Annotated in this window: 22 protein-coding genes and 1 pseudogene; 6 read left to right on the plus strand and 17 right to left on the minus strand. The window is 56.7% G+C overall.

Going from position 1 to position 19,303, the window contains the following annotated elements; all coding sequences use genetic code 11:
• Positions 1 to 93: 93 nt before the first annotated feature.
• Positions 94 to 2,685 carry a glycosyltransferase gene (locus ACA068_RS06100; protein ID WP_497308392.1) on the minus strand — a complete coding sequence of 864 codons (2,592 nt, stop codon included), beginning with the start codon at positions 2,683 to 2,685 and terminating at the stop codon, positions 94 to 96.
• Positions 2,686 to 2,902: 217 nt separating this feature from the next.
• On the opposite strand from ACA068_RS06100, the gene tcdA reads away from it, so the two are divergent.
• Positions 2,903 to 3,715, plus strand: a complete 813-nt coding sequence (tcdA, locus tag ACA068_RS06105) for a tRNA cyclic N6-threonylcarbamoyladenosine(37) synthase TcdA (RefSeq protein ID WP_497308394.1) — start codon at positions 2,903 to 2,905, stop codon at positions 3,713 to 3,715.
• 89 nt (positions 3,716 to 3,804) lie between these two features.
• Here tcdA and ACA068_RS06110 read toward each other — a convergent pair whose 3' ends face one another.
• From ACA068_RS06110 to ACA068_RS06150, 9 genes are all read right to left on the minus strand, one after another.
• Positions 3,805 to 4,209, minus strand: a complete 405-nt coding sequence (locus ACA068_RS06110; RefSeq protein ID WP_497297624.1) for a SufE family protein — start codon at positions 4,207 to 4,209, stop codon at positions 3,805 to 3,807.
• On the minus strand, positions 4,206 to 5,411 hold the full coding sequence (locus ACA068_RS06115) for an aminotransferase class V-fold PLP-dependent enzyme (protein WP_497308396.1): 1,206 nt from the start codon (positions 5,409 to 5,411) through the stop codon (positions 4,206 to 4,208). The genes ACA068_RS06110 and ACA068_RS06115 overlap by 4 nt, the downstream gene beginning before the upstream one ends.
• A 157-nt stretch (positions 5,412 to 5,568) precedes the next feature.
• Entirely contained in the window at positions 5,569 to 6,603 is a 1,035-nt protein-coding gene (gene dapD / locus ACA068_RS06120) for a 2,3,4,5-tetrahydropyridine-2,6-dicarboxylate N-succinyltransferase (protein ID WP_497308398.1), read from the minus strand.
• Positions 6,604 to 6,636: 33 nt separating this feature from the next.
• Positions 6,637 to 6,999, minus strand: a complete 363-nt coding sequence (locus ACA068_RS06125; protein WP_497308400.1) for an ArsC family reductase — start codon at positions 6,997 to 6,999, stop codon at positions 6,637 to 6,639.
• 50 nt (positions 7,000 to 7,049) lie between these two features.
• Positions 7,050 to 8,153: a phage integrase Arm DNA-binding domain-containing protein gene (locus ACA068_RS06130; protein ID WP_497308402.1), complete on the minus strand. Its 1,104-nt coding sequence runs from the start codon at positions 8,151 to 8,153 to the stop codon at positions 7,050 to 7,052.
• Positions 8,134 to 8,376, minus strand: coding sequence for an excisionase (locus ACA068_RS06135; RefSeq protein WP_497308404.1), 243 nt, complete (start codon positions 8,374 to 8,376; stop codon positions 8,134 to 8,136). Before ACA068_RS06135 ends, ACA068_RS06130 begins: the two co-directional genes overlap by 20 nt.
• Before the next feature lie 42 nt (positions 8,377 to 8,418).
• Positions 8,419 to 8,820, minus strand: a complete 402-nt coding sequence (locus ACA068_RS06140) for a hypothetical protein (protein ID WP_497308406.1) — start codon at positions 8,818 to 8,820, stop codon at positions 8,419 to 8,421.
• Between the two features lie 54 nt (positions 8,821 to 8,874).
• Positions 8,875 to 9,054, minus strand: coding sequence for a hypothetical protein (locus ACA068_RS06145; protein ID WP_497308408.1), 180 nt, complete (start codon positions 9,052 to 9,054; stop codon positions 8,875 to 8,877).
• The gene (locus tag ACA068_RS06150) at positions 9,051 to 9,482 is read right to left on the minus strand and encodes a YoqU family phage-derived protein (RefSeq protein ID WP_497308410.1); all 432 of its coding nucleotides are present in this window, start codon (positions 9,480 to 9,482) and stop codon (positions 9,051 to 9,053) included. Before ACA068_RS06150 ends, ACA068_RS06145 begins: the two co-directional genes overlap by 4 nt.
• A 469-nt stretch (positions 9,483 to 9,951) precedes the next feature.
• Between ACA068_RS06150 and ACA068_RS06155 the strand changes: the two genes are divergently transcribed.
• Positions 9,952 to 10,137 carry a hypothetical protein gene (locus ACA068_RS06155; protein ID WP_497308411.1) on the plus strand — a complete coding sequence of 62 codons (186 nt, stop codon included), beginning with the start codon at positions 9,952 to 9,954 and terminating at the stop codon, positions 10,135 to 10,137.
• A gap of 1 nt (position 10,138) precedes the next feature.
• Here ACA068_RS06155 and ACA068_RS06160 read toward each other — a convergent pair whose 3' ends face one another.
• The 3 genes from ACA068_RS06160 to ACA068_RS06170 all read right to left on the minus strand — a co-directional run bounded on the left by ACA068_RS06160 (position 10,139) and on the right by ACA068_RS06170 (position 12,377).
• Positions 10,139 to 10,759, minus strand: a complete 621-nt coding sequence (locus ACA068_RS06160; protein ID WP_497308413.1) for a hypothetical protein — start codon at positions 10,757 to 10,759, stop codon at positions 10,139 to 10,141.
• Positions 10,760 to 11,576: 817 nt separating this feature from the next.
• A complete protein-coding gene (locus ACA068_RS06165; RefSeq protein ID WP_497308415.1) occupies positions 11,577 to 11,933 on the minus strand; it encodes a hypothetical protein in 357 nt (118 codons plus the stop codon).
• Positions 11,934 to 12,014: 81 nt separating this feature from the next.
• On the minus strand, positions 12,015 to 12,377 hold the full coding sequence (locus ACA068_RS06170; protein ID WP_497308417.1) for a hypothetical protein: 363 nt from the start codon (positions 12,375 to 12,377) through the stop codon (positions 12,015 to 12,017).
• Positions 12,378 to 12,582: 205 nt separating this feature from the next.
• On the opposite strand from ACA068_RS06170, the pseudogene ACA068_RS06175 reads away from it, so the two are divergent.
• Positions 12,583 to 13,575, plus strand: a pseudogene (locus ACA068_RS06175) (IS4 family transposase); the annotation flags it as partial.
• Here the strand turns inward: ACA068_RS06175 and ACA068_RS06180 are convergent.
• Complete coding sequence (locus ACA068_RS06180; protein ID WP_497310542.1) at positions 13,509 to 14,069, minus strand: Mu-Gp12 family protein; 561 nt, start codon at positions 14,067 to 14,069, stop codon at positions 13,509 to 13,511. The pseudogene ACA068_RS06175 and the gene ACA068_RS06180 sit on opposite strands and share 67 nt — an antisense overlap.
• Positions 14,070 to 14,502: 433 nt before the next feature.
• Here ACA068_RS06180 and ACA068_RS06185 point away from each other — a divergent pair, with 433 nt between their 5' ends.
• Positions 14,503 to 14,817, plus strand: coding sequence for a DUF1654 domain-containing protein (locus ACA068_RS06185; protein WP_497308419.1), 315 nt, complete (start codon positions 14,503 to 14,505; stop codon positions 14,815 to 14,817).
• A gap of 36 nt (positions 14,818 to 14,853) precedes the next feature.
• Here ACA068_RS06185 and ACA068_RS06190 read toward each other — a convergent pair whose 3' ends face one another.
• The 3 genes from ACA068_RS06190 to ACA068_RS06200 form a co-directional block, all read right to left on the minus strand.
• Positions 14,854 to 15,732 carry a DNA adenine methylase gene (locus ACA068_RS06190; protein WP_497308421.1) on the minus strand — a complete coding sequence of 293 codons (879 nt, stop codon included), beginning with the start codon at positions 15,730 to 15,732 and terminating at the stop codon, positions 14,854 to 14,856.
• 64 nt (positions 15,733 to 15,796) lie between these two features.
• On the minus strand, positions 15,797 to 17,545 hold the full coding sequence (locus ACA068_RS06195) for an ATP-dependent nuclease (RefSeq protein WP_497308423.1): 1,749 nt from the start codon (positions 17,543 to 17,545) through the stop codon (positions 15,797 to 15,799).
• 51 nt (positions 17,546 to 17,596) lie between these two features.
• Positions 17,597 to 18,463 (minus strand): LexA family transcriptional regulator, encoded by an 867-nt coding sequence (locus tag ACA068_RS06200; protein ID WP_497310543.1) that lies wholly within the window; start codon positions 18,461 to 18,463, stop codon positions 17,597 to 17,599.
• Between the two features lie 83 nt (positions 18,464 to 18,546).
• Here ACA068_RS06200 and ACA068_RS06205 point away from each other — a divergent pair, with 83 nt between their 5' ends.
• Both ACA068_RS06205 and ACA068_RS06210 read left to right on the plus strand, forming a co-directional pair.
• The gene (locus tag ACA068_RS06205; protein ID WP_497308425.1) at positions 18,547 to 18,786 is read left to right on the plus strand and encodes a helix-turn-helix domain-containing protein; all 240 of its coding nucleotides are present in this window, start codon (positions 18,547 to 18,549) and stop codon (positions 18,784 to 18,786) included.
• Positions 18,787 to 18,850: 64 nt separating this feature from the next.
• The gene (locus ACA068_RS06210) at positions 18,851 to 19,276 is read left to right on the plus strand and encodes a phage regulatory CII family protein (protein ID WP_497308427.1); all 426 of its coding nucleotides are present in this window, start codon (positions 18,851 to 18,853) and stop codon (positions 19,274 to 19,276) included.
• Positions 19,277 to 19,303 lie beyond the last annotated feature (27 nt).

Consider the following 19,303-nt stretch of genomic DNA (forward strand, 5'->3'; position numbering starts at 1 on the left):
CTCCTACAGGAATTGAGGCAAGGCGCGCAAAATGGCGGTTATCTTAAAGCAAAACGGCGACCATTGGCCGCCGTTTAGTGCATCTGCACAGATTTAGACTGCCGGTACCGTCTCGGCCTCAGGTGCCGGTTTCGGCAGCGAAGACAGGAACGCCATGATCAGCGCCGCCAGGTACGGCAGCGACTGCACCAGCAACATGGTCACCCAGAAGCGCATGTCGTTGCTCGGCATGCCGTTCACCAGGTAAATCCCCAGCGCCGCGCCCCACAACAGCAGCATGATGAACACCTCTTCACGCGCTTCCGAAATCGCCACCCAGAAGCCGTGGTTATCGGCGTTTTTCGGGGTGCGGAAGAACGGAATGCTGCTGGTGAAGAAGCCGTAGAGCACCGCTTTGGCGATGGTGTGCGACAGCGCCAGCCCGGCCAGTGCCGCGCAGAACGCATCCTTGAGGTTGACCCCGACCGCACGGCGGTACAGGAAGATGATCTTGCCCACCTTGAACACGAACAGCGCCAGTGGCGGGATCGCGAAAATCAGCAACGGCGGATCGACCCGCTGCGGCACGATGATCATCGCCGCCGACCACAACAAGGCGCCCACGGTGAAGAAGATGTTCATGCCGTCCGCCACCCACGGCAACCAGCCCGCGAGGAAGTGGTAACGCTGGCCACGGGTTAGTTCGCTGCCCTTGCCGCGAAGCAAACTGGTGGTGTGACGCTTGATGATCTGAATCGCACCATAGGCCCAGCGGAACCGCTGTTTCTTGAAGTCGATAAAGGTATCGGGCATCAGACCTTTGCCGTAGCTGGTGTGGTAATACGCCGCCGACAGGCCTTTTTCGAACACGCGCAGGCCCAGCTCGGCGTCTTCACAGATGCACCAGTCGGCCCAGCCCAGTTCTTCGAGTACCGAACGCCGGGTCATGGTCATGGTGCCGTGCTGGATGATCGCGTCACGGTCGTTGCGGGTGACCATGCCGATGTGGAAGAAGCCTTTGTATTCCGCGTAGCAGAGCTTCTTGAAGGTGCTTTCGTTCTGGTCGCGGTAATCCTGCGGCGACTGCACCACAGCGATTTTCGGGTCGGCGAAGTGCGGCACCATGTGCTTGAGCCAGTTGGGGTCGACGCAGTAGTCCGAGTCGATCACCGCAATCACTTCGGCATCTTTGGCGGTGTGCGGAATCAGGTAATTCAGCGCGCCGCCCTTGAAGCCGGCCAGTGGTGCGACGTGGAAGAACTTGAAGCGCGGGCCCAGGGTTTCGCAATAATCGCGCACTGGCTCCCAGACCGCCGGGTCCTTGGTGTTGTTGTCGATGATCAGGACTTCAAAGTCCGGATAGTCGAGGTTGGCCAAGGCGTTGAGGGTCTGTTTGACCATCTCCGGCGGCTCGTTGTAGCACGGGACATGGATCGACACTTTCGGTCGGTAGTCCGAATCGCCCACCACCGGCAGGAATTCGCGCCGACGCTTGTGGGTCCAGACCGCTTCGGCCAGTTCATGCGCCTCGGTCAGCAGTACGATAAAGACCCCGAGTGCGCCAAGGGCGAGGAGGAAACCGACCGTCAGGCTGAACCAGGTGCTGTATTGCAGGCTGTAGTCGTAACCGATCCACACCAGCACCGATCCGCAGAGGAAGGCGATAAAGGTCAGGAAGGTACGGCCACGTTGACGCAGGGCCGAGCCGTCGATCATCAGCAGGGTCAGGGACAACAGGGCCAGGACCACCGAACCAACCGCCAGCACGCGCCATTGCGGAATCGCGACGACCGGGCCTTCGAAGTTGAATTTCTGCTGACGCGCGGCGTTGAAAACACCCCAGTAAGCGCCCACCGAACCTTCGTCGCTGGCCTTCCAGGGTTGGTCAAACGCTTCGATCACGAAGTAGTTGAAGCCCTGGCGATTGAGCTTGTTGACCAGCGTGCGCAGGTAAATCGCCTGGTCTGCCGGCGACGCATCGGCGCCACCGCGCATACGGCCGTTGCTCGGCCAGCCGACTTCCGACAGCAGCAGCGGCTTTTTCGGGAACATCTTTTTCAGATCACGGGCACGATCGAGTACGAACTGTCCCGCCTGCTCCATCGGCACATGTTCCCAGTACGGCAGGACGTGGGCGGCGATCAGGTCGACGTGCTTGGCCAGGCTCGGGTTTTCTTCCCAGACGTGCCATTGCTCGGACGTGGTTACCGGCACTTTCACCGCGGCGCGAACGCGATCCAGAATAACGCTGAGTTCTGCGGCGGTAATTTCCTTACGGAAGATCGCCTCGTTGCCGACCACCACGCGAACCACACTGCGCGAGCTGTTGGCGATCTCGATGGCGCGGGTGATTTCGCGCTCGTTGCGCACCTCGTCCGGGCTGATCCAGATACCGAGGGTCACCCGCAGGCCGAATTCTTCGGCCAGTTTGGGAATGTCTTCCAGGGAACCATCGACCGAGTAAGTACGGATGTTGTCCGTCAGCTTGCTCATGATCTCCAGGTCGCGACGCATTTCATCGTCGGTCGGGTACTGCTCTTTCTGCGGATACTGGCCTTGCTGGAACGGCGAGTACGAGAAGCCGGAGATCTGTTCGGGCCAGTTGGGGGCGGTGACCGGGCGATTGATCAGCGCCCAGAAGCCGGTAAACAAGGCTGCGATGGCAAGCACCACGACCAGGTTGAGTCCAAATTTACGCGATGACATAGCTATTTCAGGTTCCAAAGGCTGTGGAACGAAGGACCGGTCGGCGAGTGCCAAGGGGCGCGCATCCTACACCGGGCATTCCCTGAGCGTATAGCTGACAGGGAAATGCCCTACGTTTGGCAATCCCGTTTCGCATAAGTTCTTACACTTGTCGCGGGAACTTAGATCTTGTCGCTGTCTAGCCCTATAATGCGCGCCGGTTTTTGGGGTAATGGTCATGAGTACAGAAAATCCGCGGTTTGCAGGCATCGCCCGTTTATATGGCATCGACGGCCTGGAGCGTCTGCGCGCGGCCCATGTGGCCATCGTCGGCGTCGGTGGCGTCGGTTCCTGGGCAGCGGAGGCCATTGCCCGTTGTGGCGTCGGCGAGATTTCGCTGTTTGACCTGGATGACGTCTGCGTCAGCAACGCCAACCGTCAGTTGCACGCGCTGGACAGCACCGTCGGCAAACCCAAGGTCGAAGTGATGGCCGAGCGCTTGCGCGGGATCAACCCGGACTGCACGGTGCACGCGGTGGCGGATTTCGTGACACGCGAGACCATGGCCGAGTACATCACGCCGAACATCGACTGCGTGATCGATTGCATCGACAGCGTGAATGCGAAGGCGGCGCTGATTGCCTGGTGCAAACGCCGCAAGATCCAGATCATCACCACCGGCGGGGCGGGCGGGCAGATCGACCCGACACTGATCCAGGTCTGCGACTTGAACCGCACCTTCAATGACCCGTTGGCGTCGAAAGTGCGCTCGACCCTACGCCGGGATTACGGCTTCTCGCGCACCGTGACGCGTCATTACAGCGTGCCGTGCGTGTTTTCCACCGAACAACTGCGCTACCCGAAACCGGATGGCAGCATCTGTTTGCAGAAGAGTTTTGTCGGCGATGGCGTGAAGCTCGACTGCGCTGGCGGGTTTGGCGCGGTGATGATGGTGACGGCGACGTTCGGCATGGTCGCGGCGACCAAGGCTGTGGATAAGATCGTGGCGGGTGTGCGGCGGCCGGCGGACCGGGTCAAGCCTGAGGTTTGAGTGGTGGGGGTGATGGCCTCATCGCGAGCAGGCTCGCTCCCACAGGGGATTGCATTCCAATGTGAGAGCGAACTTGCTCGCGAAAGCGGTTAACCAGCCAACTCATTCATCCGCTGTAGCACGGCATTGAGGCCATTGCTGCGCGAAGGTGACAGTTGCCGCGAAAGCCCCAGCTGATTGAACCACTCCGGCAAATCCACCTGCCGCAACTCATCCGCCGATAACCCATTGACCCGTGCCAGCAGCAACGCCACCAACCCACGGATCAACCGCGCATCGCTGCTCGCTGCAAACTGCCAGTGACCGTCATTCAACGAACCCACCAGCCACACCTGACTTTCACAGCCATGCACGCGGTTGGCGTCGACTTTATCGACATCACTCAAGGCAGGCAGACGGTCGCCCCATTGCATCAGCAGCCGCGCCCGCTGTTCCCAGCCCGCAGCATTTTGAAAGGTTTCGAGTGCGATAACGGCGTCGGCCGGTAAACTCATCGCAACAGCTCCAGCGCCTGATCCAGCGCTTCAAAGAACCGCTCCAGGTCTTCGGAATCGTTGTACAGCGCCAACGACACCCGGATGGCCCCGGCCAGTTCAAAGCTCTTGAGCAACGGCATCGCACAATGATGACCGGCGCGCACGGCGATGCCCTGTTCGGTCAGCAAATGCGCCAGGTCAGCGTTATGCACACCCTCGACGACAAAACTCGCCAACGCCAATTGCGGTTTGCCCAGCAGCCGTATGCCGTTGCGCGCCTCAAGGCCCTTCAACAGATAGTCATGCAGCGCCGCTTCATGGGCCGAGACCGCGTCCTGATCGAGGCCCGCGAGGTAATCCAGCGTCGCCCCAAGACCGATCACACTCGATATCGGCGGCGTTCCGGCCTCAAACCCCAGTGGCGTGGGGCGAAAGCGTGCGCTGTGGTAATCCGCATCCAGCACCATTTCACCGCCGAACTGCCAATGACGCAGTTGCTTGAGCGCTTCATGGCGACCGAACAGCACGCCCAGACCGTCGGGGCCATAGAGCTTGTGGCTGGAGAACACATAAAAGTCGCAACCCAGAGCCTGCACGTCATGGCGACCATGAACCACGCCTTGCGCGCCATCGACCACGGTCAACGCGTCGTGCGCCTTGGCCATTGCCAGCAAGGCGGGCAACGGCTGCCAGGCGCCGAGCACGTTCGACAGCTGACTGACCGCCAGCAAGCGGGTTCGTGGACCGATCAATTGCGCGGCAGCGTCGAGGTCGATCAAACCGTCAGCCTCCAGCGGCAGGATCACCAGTTTCAAGTTGCGACGCTGCGCCAGTTGCTGCCACGGCAGCAGGTTGGCGTGATGCTCCAGGGCGCTGATGACAATCTCATCGCCCGGATTGAATACGTGCTCAAGGCCATAGGCCAGGAGGTTCAGCGCTGAGGTCGCGCCGTGGGTAAAGATGATCTGCCCGCATTCGCCGGCATTCAGCCACTGCGCGACTTTGCTGCGGCTGGCCTCGAACGCCTGGGTGGCATGGGCGCCGGGCAAGTGTTGCGCCCGATGCACGTTGGCCGCGCCATTGGCGTAGTAATGCGCCAAAGCGTCCAGCAGGGCTTGAGGTTTTTGTGTGGTGGCGGCGTTGTCCAGATAGGTCTGGTCTTGCCGTTGCAGCGCGGCGATGGCCGGGAAGTCGGCGCGCCAGGGAGAGGGAATCATCATGCTATCGGGCCCTGGTCAACATGGGCGGGTGTACGCCTGACCTGATGGTCGGGTCTACGCCGAACCTGTAGTAGCGAAGCTTGCTCGCGAAGCTTTTGGCGGCCTCAAGGGCCTTCGCGAGCAAGCTTCGCTCCTACAGGTGATCGTGTGACGCTGCTTAGTTGTGAGCGTGCAGCGCTTCGTTCAGCTCGATCGCCGATTTGTGGGTTTTGCATTCCACGGCACCGGTTTCCGAATTGCGGCGGAACAGCAGGTCAGGCTGACCAGCCAGTTCACGGGCCTTCACGACTTTCACCAGCTGGTTTTTTTCATCCAGCAGCGCGACTTTGGTGCCAGCGGTCACGTACAGGCCCGACTCGACGGTATTGCGGTCGCCCAATGGAATGCCGATACCGGCGTTCGCGCCGATCAGGCAGCCTTCGCCGACCTTGATCACGATGTTGCCGCCGCCCGACAAGGTGCCCATGGTCGAGCAACCGCCGCCCAGGTCCGAGCCCTTGCCGACGAAGACGCCAGCGGAAACGCGGCCTTCGATCATGCCCGGGCCTTCGGTGCCGGCGTTGAAGTTGACGAAACCTTCGTGCATCACGGTGGTGCCTTCGCCGACGTAGGCGCCCAGACGAATACGTGCCGCGTCAGCGATACGCACGCCGGCCGGAACCACGTAGTCGGTCATTTTCGGGAATTTGTCTACCGAGAACACTTCCAGCAGCTCGCCGCGCAGACGGGCTTCGAGTTGATGTTCGGCCAGTTCGGCCAGGTCGATGGCGCCCTGGCTGGTCCAGGCCACGTTCGGCAGCAGCGGGAACACGCCCGCCAGGTTCAGGCCGTGCGGCTTGACCAGACGATGGGATAGCAAATGCAGCTTGAGGTACGCCTCAGGCGTGGAGGTCAGCTGGGCGTCTTCAGCCAGAAGGGTCGCGACCAGCGGCTTGTGGCTCTCGGCCAGACGGGTCAACAGTGCGGCTTGTGCAGAGTCGACGCCTTTCAACGCTTCAGCCAGTTGCGAGGCCTGAGCGGTGCTGAATGCGATGGCCTGATTGCCTTCGGTGTAGCCCAGAACCGGCGCGATGGCCGCGACCAGTTCGGCCGACGGGTTAAGCAGTGGCTGTGCGTAAAACACTTCCAGCCATGCGCCTTGACGGTTTTGAGTGCCGACACCAAAGGCCAGGCTGAACAGGGTAGTGGACATGTAAATACCTCTAACAAAATTGAACGGGCAGGCTTACTTGAGCGCCGCCGCGTAGATATCTGGCTTGAAGCCAATCAGGGTTCGGTCACCGAGATCGAGCACCGGGCGCTTGATCATCGAGGGTTGTGCGAGCATCAGTTCGATCGCTTTCGCTTGGTCGAGATCGGCTTTGCGTTCGTCGTCGAGCTTGCGAAAGGTCGTGCCTGCGCGGTTCAACACCACTTGCCAGCCGTGATCGTCGCACCATTGGGTCAGGTGTTCACGGTCGATTCCTGCCGTCTTGTAATCATGGAAGTCATAGCTGACAGCGTGTTCATCGAGCCAGGTGCGCGCCTTTTTCATGGTGTCGCAGGCTTTGATGCCGTAAAGCTGTAAGTGCTTGATTCTATTGGGCATAAATCATCCCCCAAAATCTCCCCAATATATCCCCAAAATTCAGCCGTGCATTATGCCACGTCGATCCATTCCGCGCCTCGGCTGTCACGGTACAGATCCGTCATGGTGGCCGAACGGTGACCGAGCAGTTTCTGGGCATCACGCCCTTCAAGCTCATGAAGTCGCGCTGCCAGCGAGCGTTGCTCGTGGAAGGTCGGCGGCTGCCGGCCAAAAGTTATTCCCAGCTTCGCGCCGGCTTTGTCCCTTGCGTCGGCAAATGCTGAGCTGAGGGTGTCCAGCACCACCGGTTGACCAGCCTTGGCCCGCCCCGGGGCCTGCGCATGATGCACCAGGTGTTGTGACAGAACGCTATCGCGGCATTGCTTGATCACTTGGGACAGTTCCATCCCGACCGACTCAAGCCGAATGCCGGTGCTGATCCGGATCCGCGCACCGGTTTTGGATTGAACGACGTGCAGAAAGCCGTCATGCACATCCTTGAACAGCATCGAGGCGATATCGTCCCGGCGCTGGCCGGTGAGCACCGCCAATTCCATTGACCTGCGCAGCCACGGCTTTGTGGCCTCCGCGTAGATTGCCTTCCAGAGTTCCAGCGTCAGCCGCTCGCGCTTGATGTTCACCCGCGCCGCCTTGGTCACCTCGACCGGGTTGGTGTCTGCCCAACCCCGCGCCTGAGCCTCGGCGAACACGTCTCGCAACAGCGAGCGCATCGCCCGGGCCATCTGCGCCTTTCCCTCTTTGGCCATAGCCGTCAGGTAATCGGCCACATCCATCGTTGAGATGTCCTTTATCCCCTTCGAACCGAATATCGCGCCCAGTCGATTTATTCGCATGCCCACGTTTTTGTTGCTGCTGGCTGACAACTTGCGCTCGGCGAACAGTTCGCGGTACTCCACCAGCCATTCGGAAAACAACTTTCCTGGCGCTGGTGCCGGGGTGCTGATCCGTTCGGTGAGGGTTGGCTTGATGGCGTCGGTGTGGTTCGCTGCGACGGCCTCGCGAATGGCCGCTTCTTTGTCTTTGCCCAGACCAAACACGCGACCACTGATCGGGTCGCGATAGGTGTAATAAGTGACGCCGTTACGGGCGTCGGTCTTGCGGTAGAGATTGGGCGGAAGATCCTTTGACCCTGTGTTACGCGGCCTGGGCGCCATTGCGTGCTCTCTCTATTCTGCTGATCAGGCTGCCACCGACGATCCGGACGGGCTGCTGGTCAGGTTCTTGGTAGTGGGCGTCAGATTCTACATAGTAGTTGCGCCCGTGCTTGACCGGTACCGGAGTGATACGGCCCTCCCGTGCCCATTTGCGCAGGGTGTTGCGGCTTGGTGGCGTCTTGAACTCGGCCGCCGCCCATTCGTCTAGGGTAACTTTGCTCATGAATGCTCCATGCCGCGCGTGGCGGCAGAGGGTGGGGAGGGGTTACGCTGATCTGCGTCCGTTTTCTTTCTGGCGCTCTACGTAGATCTGCTCATAGAGGGCATCTACCCTTTTGCTTTTTCTTTCGATGGCCTGGGATCGTTTGATGTGGTCCGACATTGCCTTGTTGTAAGGGGTCATCAGATCAAGAAGCCGCATCCTCTCAGCAGAGTCGTTTGACTCATTGAATCGGACGGCCAGCCGGTCGCGCTCTTTGAAATCCACTCCGTCGAGTGCGCGATTTTCCTTCTGCATTTCTTCAAGCACCTCGGCCGACTGCCGCTCCCAGCGCAGGTACAGAACATCGCTGCGTTTTGGGCGCGAGAAGTGATGGCTTTTGATCCAGGCCACCAGGTCCTCCTTGGTCATTTCGTCGAGAACATCTTTCGCGGCTTTCTTGTTCATACGCGCATAGCTCCGCCCGCCGTACACTGGCAGGCTGGTAGGTGGAAGAGGGGTTTAGGGGTAGTTCTTGCTGATGCGTTTGGCGATCGCTTCGAGTTGCTCGGCCATGCCAAACATATCGTTGTTGTCGCGGCGGGATACGACGGCTGAGCGGTGCACGTTTCTGCCGCTCAAGATCCAGGCTGCCAGCAGGATCAGCCAGGCTTCGAACTTGCGGCGGATTAGGCGCTTCATGCGGCTTCCGCAACCGAATGGCGGAACACGGGAAGGGCGCCCGCCTGCTCGCGTACAGCCTTCATGCCGGATTCGTCATAACCCCAGATGTTGCCGTCGTTGAACCGTTCAGGCCCAAGATAGCCACGGTGCAGCGGCTGGCCGGTGCAGATGTAATCTCGAAATTCTTTGACCAGATCCTTCAGCGTTCCGCTGTGACTGAACCCGCGCCACCGACCACCCCAGACCGTTTCATGGGTGAAGACCCGTTTGCCGGTGTAGTCGTCGATAAACCAGACCTTGCCGCGGGCGTCGACTTCCATGCTGGCGTAGCGATTGACCGCCTGGGTGTAGAAGAACCGGCGCCCGTGGTCAGCGATGATACGGATCGCCAGATTGACCTGCTCGGCGCGCTGCTGCTTCAGGGTGAGTTTGTTTTTTGTGGGCATGGAGGGAGCCTTGGCCGATGTTCGGCTACAGTAGGTAAGTCATCGAAATGGAGATCGGACATGCAATGCTTAATTTGCCAGGCTGCTTCTAAAATTGTTCACATGGTAGGGGGCTGGTCCGAGGTCAAATGCTCGGCCGGATGTGGACACTTTAGGGTCTCAGCGAACCTTGTTGCGAAGATGAAGTTCAAGAACGAATTCTTTGACGTTGAACGAACAAGGCAATGGCTCGGGATGGCTCGGAACGAGGGGCCAATGCCGTTGATATCGACCTTCGATTACAATGTTTCTTTGTTGCATCGTGCCACTAAAGAGCGATCTGACAGCTTGCCCAGTCGCTCTAGGAAATCGATGGCTTTGGAATAAATGGACTTCTGACTTCGATCCGACTGGTCATGCCCGGGCGGTGGCGTGAAGTGAGTTTGTGGTCTATGTATCTATGTCGAATTCAGCCTGGCAGGAGACCGACATGAGATTGCAAAGCGATATTGATGCACTCGCGGCAATCGAAGAAGACGCTCAAATGATGCTCAAGCGAATAGGGATTCCCGACGACAGGCAGAAGCTGGAGGTCGTCATTTGCTTGCGGCAGATCATTGAGCTGGCCAACTACAGGAAGGCGATTGACCAACTTGCAGAGCCTTCGGCGCGGTAGGTCAAGGGCAGTTGTTAGCCCCGCAGTTGCGGCAGTCTTCTTGGTAGCGTTGGATATCAGTGATGAACCGCCCGCAACCGGAACAGTTGAATATCTCACTGCGCGGTTTCTTCGGCTTGATCAGCTTGATTCCGGTCCCGATCAGGGCCTCATTGATTGAAACCTTGCCGGCGTGAACCAAGCGACGTGCCTTGCCTTCGATATAGGACAGAGGCCAGATAACAACCTCGGTGGGCTCAAGGCGTCGCGTATAAGCCAAGTCCATGCGATGGGCGCGATCCAGATTTGGCGAGCCACTGATTGGCCATCTTGCCCAAATCAAATCGTTGCCGTTCCACTCGCCCGGGATCTGCGCGACGCACTGGCAGCCTTCAACCAAGTGGGACGCGGCTTCCTCTACGCAGACGTATTGGCAATCGACGCCGGGATGCGAGCGCTCATCGATGTAGGCTTTCGGCCAGGGCACGTCGCTTTCGCGGTCTTCGTGGTAGCGGATGGCGCGGGCCTTGGTAAATATCTCGGCCCGGGCCAAGTCGGTGCAGTAGCCACCACCCTGGGCCCAGAACATCAGACCATCACCGGTGTTGCTGCGACTGTCCTGCAAGTAGAACTGGTCATCCATGGGGAAATCTCCAGGCAGACGCCTGCCTCGCCGGCTGGCGTGATTCGCAAATTGGGCTGATGATTTACACCTGGCATAAACCTGACGGTGACTGCAATGACTACGAAAACCGATGTGGAAGCGATTCGGCTGATCGGTGAAGAGGTAGTGCGACTACTCAGCCTTCCCGATGACAGGCTTGATGTTGAGGTTCGCTCAGGGCTTAACCTAATCGCTGACCTTGCGCGGTGGCGGGATATTGCCTATGGGCCAGAGCAGAAGGTTCAGCGCAATAGGTGAGGGCGCCCGCCTACCTTGTCTGCTGGCGTGATTCGTTGAAGTGGGCTATTGCTTGAAGATCCCGCACAGGTCGGGAAGGAGATTGCTGATGCCAGGTCGACCTACGTACAAAGAAATCGCTGATCTTGCAGGGTTAACGGAGGATGAGGTCGGAACATACTTCGTTAGTTGCCTACAGCGGCCCGATGGATCCTGGCTGATTTTCTTTAGCCGAGAGGCATTAAAGGGGCTCCGCGGTAAGCTTGAAAAATTATCAGATGACCTGACGTTGGCAATTCCAGCGAAAAGTTTGGGTCGATAGGGATAGGTAGCCAAGATGAATGCTAAAGCTGGGCTTACACTTCGGTTTATCGCCAAAGAAGCCGTTCGGCTGCTCAGCCTTTCCGATGACGAGCTTCAGGTCGAGTTTAAATTAGGGCTTCGCTTGATAGCTGAGTTCGAATGGTGGCGCACCAGGCTCCATGAACCGTTACCAAGATCAAGAACCCGTCCGAGTAGCTCCCACCCGCCATGACCGCATGCGAGAAGTAAGATGGCGTTACTCTGGCGCGATGATTTCGTCATCAGGGTCTTTGCTTATTTCTATGAGGCTTTGATTGTGGAAATCGCGTGACACCTTCTCCGTAACAACAAAAGGTGTCGTGACACAGCGAAGCATTCGAGCAGCGGTGTCGAAATCGGCAGCGATCGCATTGCGCAGCAGGTTCTGATACACCTCCTGCTGGTTGTTGAAGTCGTGTGCTTTCATCAGGCGCTTGAGGTCCTGCATAAACACGCCGGCCACTTCAACCTTGAATACGCTGATTCCTTTCGCCGCATCGTCCACCGCTTTCTTCTCGCGCTTATTGCGCTGCTTGATCGCCTCCGCCGTCGGCTTCTGCTTTTCCTCGGCCATGGCCTGCCTCCTCAATTCCGTGGGCCGGTAGGTCCGGCCATGTCTATCGTCGGCGCTGGCGCACCTGGTTACTGATTCGTCTCAATGACCAGCACCGTAGAAAGCGAACCCGGTCAGCAGTACTGAGATGCCGACGGTCCAGCGAAGCAGGTTTCGCCCGAAGTGCCGCACGGATAGACCAACCGAATCAATGTAGTCCGCGTTCTCTTCAAGCTGCTGCGCGTATTGGCAGGCACTGTCGTGACCAGTGCGTGCGCCACGGGATTGGCCGGTGGATCGCTCGACCACATCAAAGCTGTTCGAACCCAGTGGCACGACGTTGAAGCGCGGGGTCCGCAAAGGCTCTTCGCGACCAATCATTTGATGCATCTCCGAGGTGGACAACGAAACGCGTTCCCGCAACACCTGCAGGACCGATTGGTTTTGGCGAATGGTCTGGTTCATGACGATTCCTTATGGTGGGTTGCGTGTATTCGTCAGCACTCGGCCGGTCTGCTGGTTGCCGTTGGGCGCAGGGGAGAGTGCTGACGGATAAAAGCGTGAAAAAGAAAGGCCCGTTGGACGTTCGTAATGCTGTTCACTTAAGCATTTTAGTCCAAGCCGGGCTTCACCGAAAATCCGATCCCAGACCTCTGGCATCGGATTTTTTATGTCTGTTCAACAGGACCTGCTCGACCTCGGCGACCTTTTCAACTTCTGCGACCTGAGCACTTTCACCCAAAACATTCCCATTGAATGGGTAGCGACTGCGCTGGATCTGTCGAGTCAGGCAACCATTCGCCGACGTCGCCTGCCCGCTGACCAAGTGCTTTGGCTGGTGCTCGGCATGGCGTTGTTTCGTGACGAGCCGGTTCACGAGGTGGCCAGACGCTTGAACATCTGCGCCCAAGGCCTGGCCTCTGATCACTTGTTGGCCCGCAGTGGTGTAACCGAGGCGCGAAAGCGGCTCGGTGCCGATCCTGTTGAGTGGCTATTCCGCAAAACCGGAACCCAATGGGGCGCGGAGCTCTACGACGATGATGCCTGGCATGACCTGCAGGTATTCGCGGTGGACGGTGCACTTTTACGCACTCCGGATACGCCCGAGCTCCGCGATCACTTCGGGTCGGGAAACACGCCGAACGACCGCCAGACGCCGTTTCCGATGTTGCGCCTGGTGGCGCTGATGAATGTGCGTTCGCACGTGATCCTGGATGCTCAATTGAGCCCTTACCGACGAAGTGAAATGCGCTTGGCCGACGAGTTTTTGCAGCAGATTCCCGACCACTCGGTGACGCTGTTCGACAAAGGGTTCTGGGGCGCCGAGCTGTTGTCGAGCCTGAGCAGTGCAGGCACCAACCGTCATTGGTTGATCCCGGCCAAAAAAGGGATGCTCTGTGAGGAAGTGGCCCGTTACAGCCAGCACGACCGTTTGGTGCGCATGAAAGTCTCGCCGCAGGCCAGAAAGCGAAATCCGGCTCTTCCATCGCACTGGGAGGTACGCGAGGTCAGCTATGAAGTCCAAGGCAAAGTAAAGACCGTCATGACGTCCTTGCCGGCCAAGACCTACAACACCAAGGCCGTTGCCAAGCTTTATCAGGAGCGCTGGGAGATCGAGTTGAGTTTCTCGGCGGCTTCGAATTCGCTACCGAGGATCTCCGTCATCAAATCGTTTGGTTTCGCCGACGTGCTCACAAAAAGGCAGTCAGCGGTGATGACGTGCTTGTATCTCGCAAAGAACAGCGCGCCGCCGCCCAGCCCCATGGATTCGAGGAACGGTTGCATGTCGATTTTTTCTTTCGGCTTGCGTGCATTGAAGTCCTCAGTCAGCTTGAGCAACTCGGCTTTCAGCGTTTTGCGCTCTTCACCTTTGAAGCCTGCGGGGAGCGCACGACGTGGGAACTGGGACCGGCCTGCTCTCTCGTCCGGCTTCGTCCATAGTGGTTGTGGCATGGCAGGTTTGAATGCGAGGCCGTAGAAACTATTCCCGCTGTGCCAATCGGTGCGCAGCAGCGCTTCAGCACCCGGAAACGTGGCGGCAAATGCATCCGCCAATACTTTGAGGCGATCGCACCCTTCGCGGTATGTCCTCCATGCCGCCATCACTCCGGCATCGCTTGTTTTGTAATAAGCCATGTTCCTTCCCTCGGTTGTCATCCCGCTGCGCCCTGTCGCAAAGGTGCAGAAGTGATGCTGTCCGTCCTATTACCGCCGGAGGGGCGGGGCGCATTGCTTGCCGGGTCATTCACACGGTTTTGGCGTTTCACCATCGAGCAGCCGTCCAGGTCTTTCCTGTCGTTGGCAGGCTTTCGGGCCTGTCTGCTCGCCGGTCGCCGGTAGAGGAAATGCGGTCTGTTGTGTGTTGCGCTGACTGTTAAAGAGCGGCAGGTTCTGCATGACCCTTCGCAGTGGTGGTGAATCGCTGCGGTGGATGTAATATGAACCAATAGTTCATATTTGGTCAAGTACCAAAAGTACATAATTTTTCGTAATACAAAATTCGCCGACATTGGGGATCTACGATTTACCGAAAACAATCTGCTCGTTATGCTTTGTTTGCTGTATGTCCATACAGTTATCGGAGGGTTGGATGGCAAAAGTAAAAAAACAAGACAAGTCGGAGCTACGGGAGATCAGTGCCATGGAGAGGCTTGGACTACGTATCTCGTCAATGATTAATCATCCCGTCGCGCAGACTCGGCGCAGGGTGACGATCTACCGTTTGGATACGGATGGTGATCAGGAATGGGAGGAGGTGATGGGCTTGCTGTCCGAGACGGACGGCATAGACATGACGCTCAACGACGATGAGTCGGTGACGCTGAAGTGGGAGCCCCAGGCCGACGAAGACCGCGTGATTGAGGTCGACAGCATGGAAGAGGTGGAGGAGGTGGCGCCATTCTAACGCGCACAAAAAAGCCCGCTTAGTAGCGGGCTGTGGTTAGGCAGCGGCAGTGGCCCGAGGGATTTCCGCATCAGGAACGGAGATTCCTTCTTGGAAAAACATCACCTCGTCACCTACATAACGTGCTTGGGCGGTGTAGTGCAGGCCATATTTCAATGCTTCGTTCTGGCTGTACATTTCACAGATTTCCGGAGCGTTATCGTATGAAACCACCCAGGGCCGGTTGAAGCTTGGCGACTTCAGCAACTCAGCAATTTGAAGATGATCAGCATGCTTGTAGAAGTTTCTGTACAGCCCGCGCCCTTTGACGTAGTAGGGCGGGTCGAGATAGATCAATGATTGTTCAGGCAGGAACTCAGATGCACGACTTAGCAAGGCGAACGCATCCTCGCAATAGACTGAAATTCGGTCTGAGTTCAGCGCGATTCGCTCAAGACGGGCCGCAATCATTGTCTTGCTGAAACGAGCGTCGAGCTTATACGCTCCTGTCTGGGCTTTCCCACCTATCACGCCGCCTTTGAGGATGCCAGACCGATTTGTCCGGTTCACGAACAGCGTGGCAAAACCTCTTTCTGTAAGCGAAAGATTCGGGGCTTGTTCAAGCATCACTGATCGCCAGTGATGCCACTGATCCATTGTGATGGGAGTTTCATGCAGCAGTTTCAGCATCCCTTCAGGATCTGTTGTGGCGGCCGACCAGAACGCATGGACGGCTGGGTCCAAGTCGTTGATGTGCACATGTGCGGCATGCCCGTCGAAAAGCAACTCTAGGGCCACACCAGCACCACCTGCGAAGGGCTCCAGATAATGGCCGCTCTCCAAGCCATTAGCGCGCATCACCTCCGCCATAAACGGCGCAAAGCGGGCTTTCCCGCCCGGGTAACGCAAAGGGCTATATAGCTTGTTGGAGTACATTTTGATCTCTTCCTTTGAGGCGTGCGGGCCCCAGTTTAGCGGTCGGCATTATACTTGGCCAGCCTCAGCCTGGAACCGCCGGCACAAGCTTTTTCTGATCGTCCGGGGCATCTAGTACCTTGAGCATTGCTGCTTCGATCCCGTGACCATTGATCAATGTTGAACGCAAGCCCTTTCTCACGTCTTCTCTAAAAGCGGTTGCTGGGCCCGGATTGTGCTTGGCCCATGCTCGGTAAGGGTTTTTAGCGGCCCCGCCACTCACCATGCTTAAAAGCTTCGGGTCCTTCGCAAAATTTTTGAAGTGACTGCGGAGCCTTTGGTCCTCAGGGCCTGCAACCTTCCTATAGGCAATGACTAATGCTTCTAGGTCGATTTGATCCTCGGCAGGGTCGATTTCCAAGGTTTCTGAGATTTTTTCGCAAAGGGATAGGAATACCGGTTTAGTAAATCCTGAGGCGTTGAGCCAGTAAGGATCTGCCGGATCCAGGTTGTAGAGGAACTCAAATACTAACTGGTCAGGAGGAAGCTTTCCAGGCAGTTTAATAATGCTTTCAAAGCCGGCTACTGCTTCCACATCTCCATCGAGAATGATGAGGCTTCTGCTGGTAAATTCTGGAATCTTTCGTTTAACGAGCTTTATATATTCGCTGCACCCTAAGGCCACATCTTTAAGTGTATTCGTTATTTTATTTATGTTTCGATCGGTTATTATTGCCGAGTAAAAATCGTATGCTTCCTTGTCTTCAAAGTATATGTTGACTTGGGGGAGCAATGTTGTATCTACCATTACGGGTTGAACGTGCAGGTCGGCGAATATCTGCGGCCATGTGACATTCTCAAAAAACTTTATTGGTCCGTAGCTGTCTGTTAAATATATATTTTGATAGTTGTTTCTGTCCAAAATACTTAGATTATGAATATCTTCAATCATCGTGGGTGAGTGGGATGTCATGATTACTTGAAGATTGAGATCATCACATTCTTCTGTCAAAATTTTGATGAGTTGCCGCTGAGCGGCAGGAAATAGACCAGCGTCCGCCTCGTCTATTAGCAGCAATCCACCTTTGTAATCAGGGTATTCATCTTTGAGCTTTCTAAAGGAGAAAATGGCAAGCAATATTTGTCCTGCGTTGTCTTCCCCAGCAGAAACTGAGTCATGATCGTAATTAGATCCGTGGGCAGAGGCCGACAGTATTGACCCTTTAGTTGCAGTCACGGCCACCGCAGAACGCTTGCTCAAAAGCCGATTGCTTAGCGCTACAAAATCGCGCCGATTTTCCGCAATATATTCGTTGGTGTCTTCTGCGTATCGTGCGCGCTGAGAAATTGGTGTTAGGCGTTTTAGGCTAAGATAGATGACGGGGTGAGTCGCATTTCGGCTGCTATTACCCTCTGATAGTGTATTTCCGCGGACAATAGGTCGCGGTTTAGCTCTATCCTTAGAGTCGTAGAGCTTTAGTGTTAATTCGCCGTAATTCGAAGTGTAGCCATCATAAATCGAAACAGTGGTTTGCATTGAGTCAGGCATATCGAATTTTTTAGATAGCCGAAAATGTTCTGATACCAATGACTCAAACTTTCCTCCAGTTATAGTTTTGTATGATAGTGATGTGTTTTTCTCGTAATCTGTTTCGAAGCTGAATACTTGCGCAGCAATTCCGAGTATGGAAGATTTAGACGTACCATTTTTTCCGCATAACAAGGTAATTCTCTTTCCGATAGGTATGGTCAGATTTTTAAGGCCTCGGAAATGTTCGATGTTAATGCTGCAGATATATGTTCTCTCGGTTTTACTATTTTTCTTCTTTGCCATGACGGCGTCCTTGCTCTAAATATTGGAAGTGAGGGCTTGGGATTCGAACGACTAGAGAAGATGAGCATTCCATACCAGCAACACGCGAGCCTGGATGTAGGTCTCGTCCGCCCTGATCGTTTGCGGTGGGTGCCGAGGATTGTCAGAGAGCATGGTGATTTGCTCGTCACCCAGCCACTGAAGGCGCTTGATGTAGAGGTGGCTTTCCCAAGAGAACATGTAGATCCCATCTCCCGCGAATTCTCGGATGCTGATATCGACGAGCAGCGGGTCGCGGTGCTTGATCGTGGGCGCCATCGACTGACCCCAGCCGGTCACCATCTTGAGATGAAAGTGTTCTTTGAACTCAACCCCCATCTCACGCAGATGCTGCGGGCTGACACGAACGTCCTGAAGCATTTCAGGATAATCGTGCGGGATCTGTCCGCCACCCATAGCGGCGCGTACGTCGTAATGCGCGATCCATACTTCATCGCCCATGACGCCGGGCCGGTAGTAATCGAGTTCGATGACGCCGCCGCCATCTTCGGCTTCAGCGACTGCTAGTAACCGTCTGCGAGCGTCATCGGTCAGCCCTTTCCCCTGCTGGGTCAGCATGTTCCGAACTACATCAGCTGCTGATAAGGACGGCTTTTCAGTAGCGTGACTTTCATCCGCCGGAAGTTTTGACAAGCCAGGCTCGTTACCTGCGCCGTGTTGCAGCCATTCAATTCTCACGCCCAATGCAGCAGCAATAGCGCTCATTTTGGCGGGCCCCGGCATCGACTCACCATTTAGCCACTTGCTCGCTGCTTTCGGCGTGACCTTGGCTATTTCAGCGAGCCGAGCGCCTGCGCCCCACTGGTCAATGCCGTGGGCAGACAAGGACTTTTTGAGGCGCGTCACGAAAGCCGCGCGAATATCTTCTATGTGAACCATAGGTTCAATATCGCACGCCCTTGCATGTACTTTCAGTTCCGACATAATATGTACTTCAGGTTCACATTTAACTCGGAGGCCTCATGCGGCCGCTCAAGAAATCGATTGATGACGCTGGTGGTGTTCCCGCCGTTGCCTTGGGCTGCGGGAAAACTCCGAGAGCTATTTATAAGTGGCTCGCCGCGGACGCGTTACCGCGTACCGAGTACACAGGAGAAACCCTATACGCCAAAAAGATTGCCGAACTGGCCGCCGCTAAGGGCATGCCATTCGACGCCGACTGGCTCCTCGCTGAAGCTCATCCCAAAAAATCGGTCGCATAAGTCGCCGCAGAAATGATCACCCATCACTTGGCACCAAGCCACGTAACAAATTTCGAGGTGTTACATGCAATCACTGATGAGAGCCATCTACGACGTAGTGGACGAGCACGGCACCAAGAATATCGCGGAAGGCGCCAGCTTCACGTCACGCACGCTTCTGGCTCAGAAAGCCAACCCTGATTACGACAGTCACAACATGAACGTGCCTGAGCTTGATCGGATCATGTCGTTCACTCAGGACTTCCGACCTTTGGTGGCTTGGGCAGATCGCTTCGGGTTTGACCTGGTGCCGCGGGAGCGCCCAGCGGCGAAGCCATTGCTGATTGCACTGGGGAGTCTGTCGGCCGAGTGCGGGGACGTGGGGCGGTTGATCTTCGACGCCACGGCGGACAACCACATCAGCCAGCACGAAAAAGCCCAGGGCGAAAAAGCAATCCTTGAGGCAATTGACGCGCTTCAGGTTCTACGCGAGTCGCTAAAGGCTGCCTGAATTTCAGACACAAAAAAGCCGACGGAG

The sequence above is a fragment of the Pseudomonas sp. LBUM1660 genome (genome assembly GCF_059695935.1).

What these genes read in the sequence shown, in the direction of transcription:
- ACA068_RS06200 (WP_497310543.1), bottom strand. Translation starts at nt 18,463, where the DNA reads ATGGTTCACATAGAAGATATTCGCGCGGCTTTCGTGACGCGCCTCAAA.
- ACA068_RS06130 (WP_497308402.1), bottom strand. Translation starts at nt 8,153, where the DNA reads ATGGCGCCCAGGCCGCGTAACACAGGGTCAAAGGATCTTCCGCCCAAT.
- ACA068_RS06170 (WP_497308417.1), bottom strand. Translation starts at nt 12,377, where the DNA reads ATGAACCAGACCATTCGCCAAAACCAATCGGTCCTGCAGGTGTTGCGG.
- ACA068_RS06195 (WP_497308423.1), bottom strand. Translation starts at nt 17,545, where the DNA reads ATGGCAAAGAAGAAAAATAGTAAAACCGAGAGAACATATATCTGCAGC.
- ACA068_RS06135 (WP_497308404.1), bottom strand. Translation starts at nt 8,376, where the DNA reads ATGAGCAAAGTTACCCTAGACGAATGGGCGGCGGCCGAGTTCAAGACG.
- ACA068_RS06100 (WP_497308392.1), bottom strand. Translation starts at nt 2,685, where the DNA reads ATGTCATCGCGTAAATTTGGACTCAACCTGGTCGTGGTGCTTGCCATC.
- ACA068_RS06190 (WP_497308421.1), bottom strand. Translation starts at nt 15,732, where the DNA reads ATGTACTCCAACAAGCTATATAGCCCTTTGCGTTACCCGGGCGGGAAA.
- tcdA (WP_497308394.1), top strand. Translation starts at nt 2,903, where the DNA reads ATGAGTACAGAAAATCCGCGGTTTGCAGGCATCGCCCGTTTATATGGC.
- ACA068_RS06150 (WP_497308410.1), bottom strand. Translation starts at nt 9,482, where the DNA reads ATGCCCACAAAAAACAAACTCACCCTGAAGCAGCAGCGCGCCGAGCAG.
- ACA068_RS06155 (WP_497308411.1), top strand. Translation starts at nt 9,952, where the DNA reads ATGAGATTGCAAAGCGATATTGATGCACTCGCGGCAATCGAAGAAGAC.
- ACA068_RS06115 (WP_497308396.1), bottom strand. Translation starts at nt 5,411, where the DNA reads ATGATGATTCCCTCTCCCTGGCGCGCCGACTTCCCGGCCATCGCCGCG.
- ACA068_RS06185 (WP_497308419.1), top strand. Translation starts at nt 14,503, where the DNA reads ATGGCAAAAGTAAAAAAACAAGACAAGTCGGAGCTACGGGAGATCAGT.
- dapD (WP_497308398.1), bottom strand. Translation starts at nt 6,603, where the DNA reads ATGTCCACTACCCTGTTCAGCCTGGCCTTTGGTGTCGGCACTCAAAAC.
- ACA068_RS06165 (WP_497308415.1), bottom strand. Translation starts at nt 11,933, where the DNA reads ATGGCCGAGGAAAAGCAGAAGCCGACGGCGGAGGCGATCAAGCAGCGC.
- ACA068_RS06210 (WP_497308427.1), top strand. Translation starts at nt 18,851, where the DNA reads ATGCAATCACTGATGAGAGCCATCTACGACGTAGTGGACGAGCACGGC.
- ACA068_RS06110 (WP_497297624.1), bottom strand. Translation starts at nt 4,209, where the DNA reads ATGAGTTTACCGGCCGACGCCGTTATCGCACTCGAAACCTTTCAAAAT.
- ACA068_RS06205 (WP_497308425.1), top strand. Translation starts at nt 18,547, where the DNA reads ATGCGGCCGCTCAAGAAATCGATTGATGACGCTGGTGGTGTTCCCGCC.
- ACA068_RS06140 (WP_497308406.1), bottom strand. Translation starts at nt 8,820, where the DNA reads ATGAACAAGAAAGCCGCGAAAGATGTTCTCGACGAAATGACCAAGGAG.
- ACA068_RS06180 (WP_497310542.1), bottom strand. Translation starts at nt 14,069, where the DNA reads ATGACAACCGAGGGAAGGAACATGGCTTATTACAAAACAAGCGATGCC.
- ACA068_RS06160 (WP_497308413.1), bottom strand. Translation starts at nt 10,759, where the DNA reads ATGGATGACCAGTTCTACTTGCAGGACAGTCGCAGCAACACCGGTGAT.
- ACA068_RS06125 (WP_497308400.1), bottom strand. Translation starts at nt 6,999, where the DNA reads ATGCCCAATAGAATCAAGCACTTACAGCTTTACGGCATCAAAGCCTGC.
- ACA068_RS06145 (WP_497308408.1), bottom strand. Translation starts at nt 9,054, where the DNA reads ATGAAGCGCCTAATCCGCCGCAAGTTCGAAGCCTGGCTGATCCTGCTG.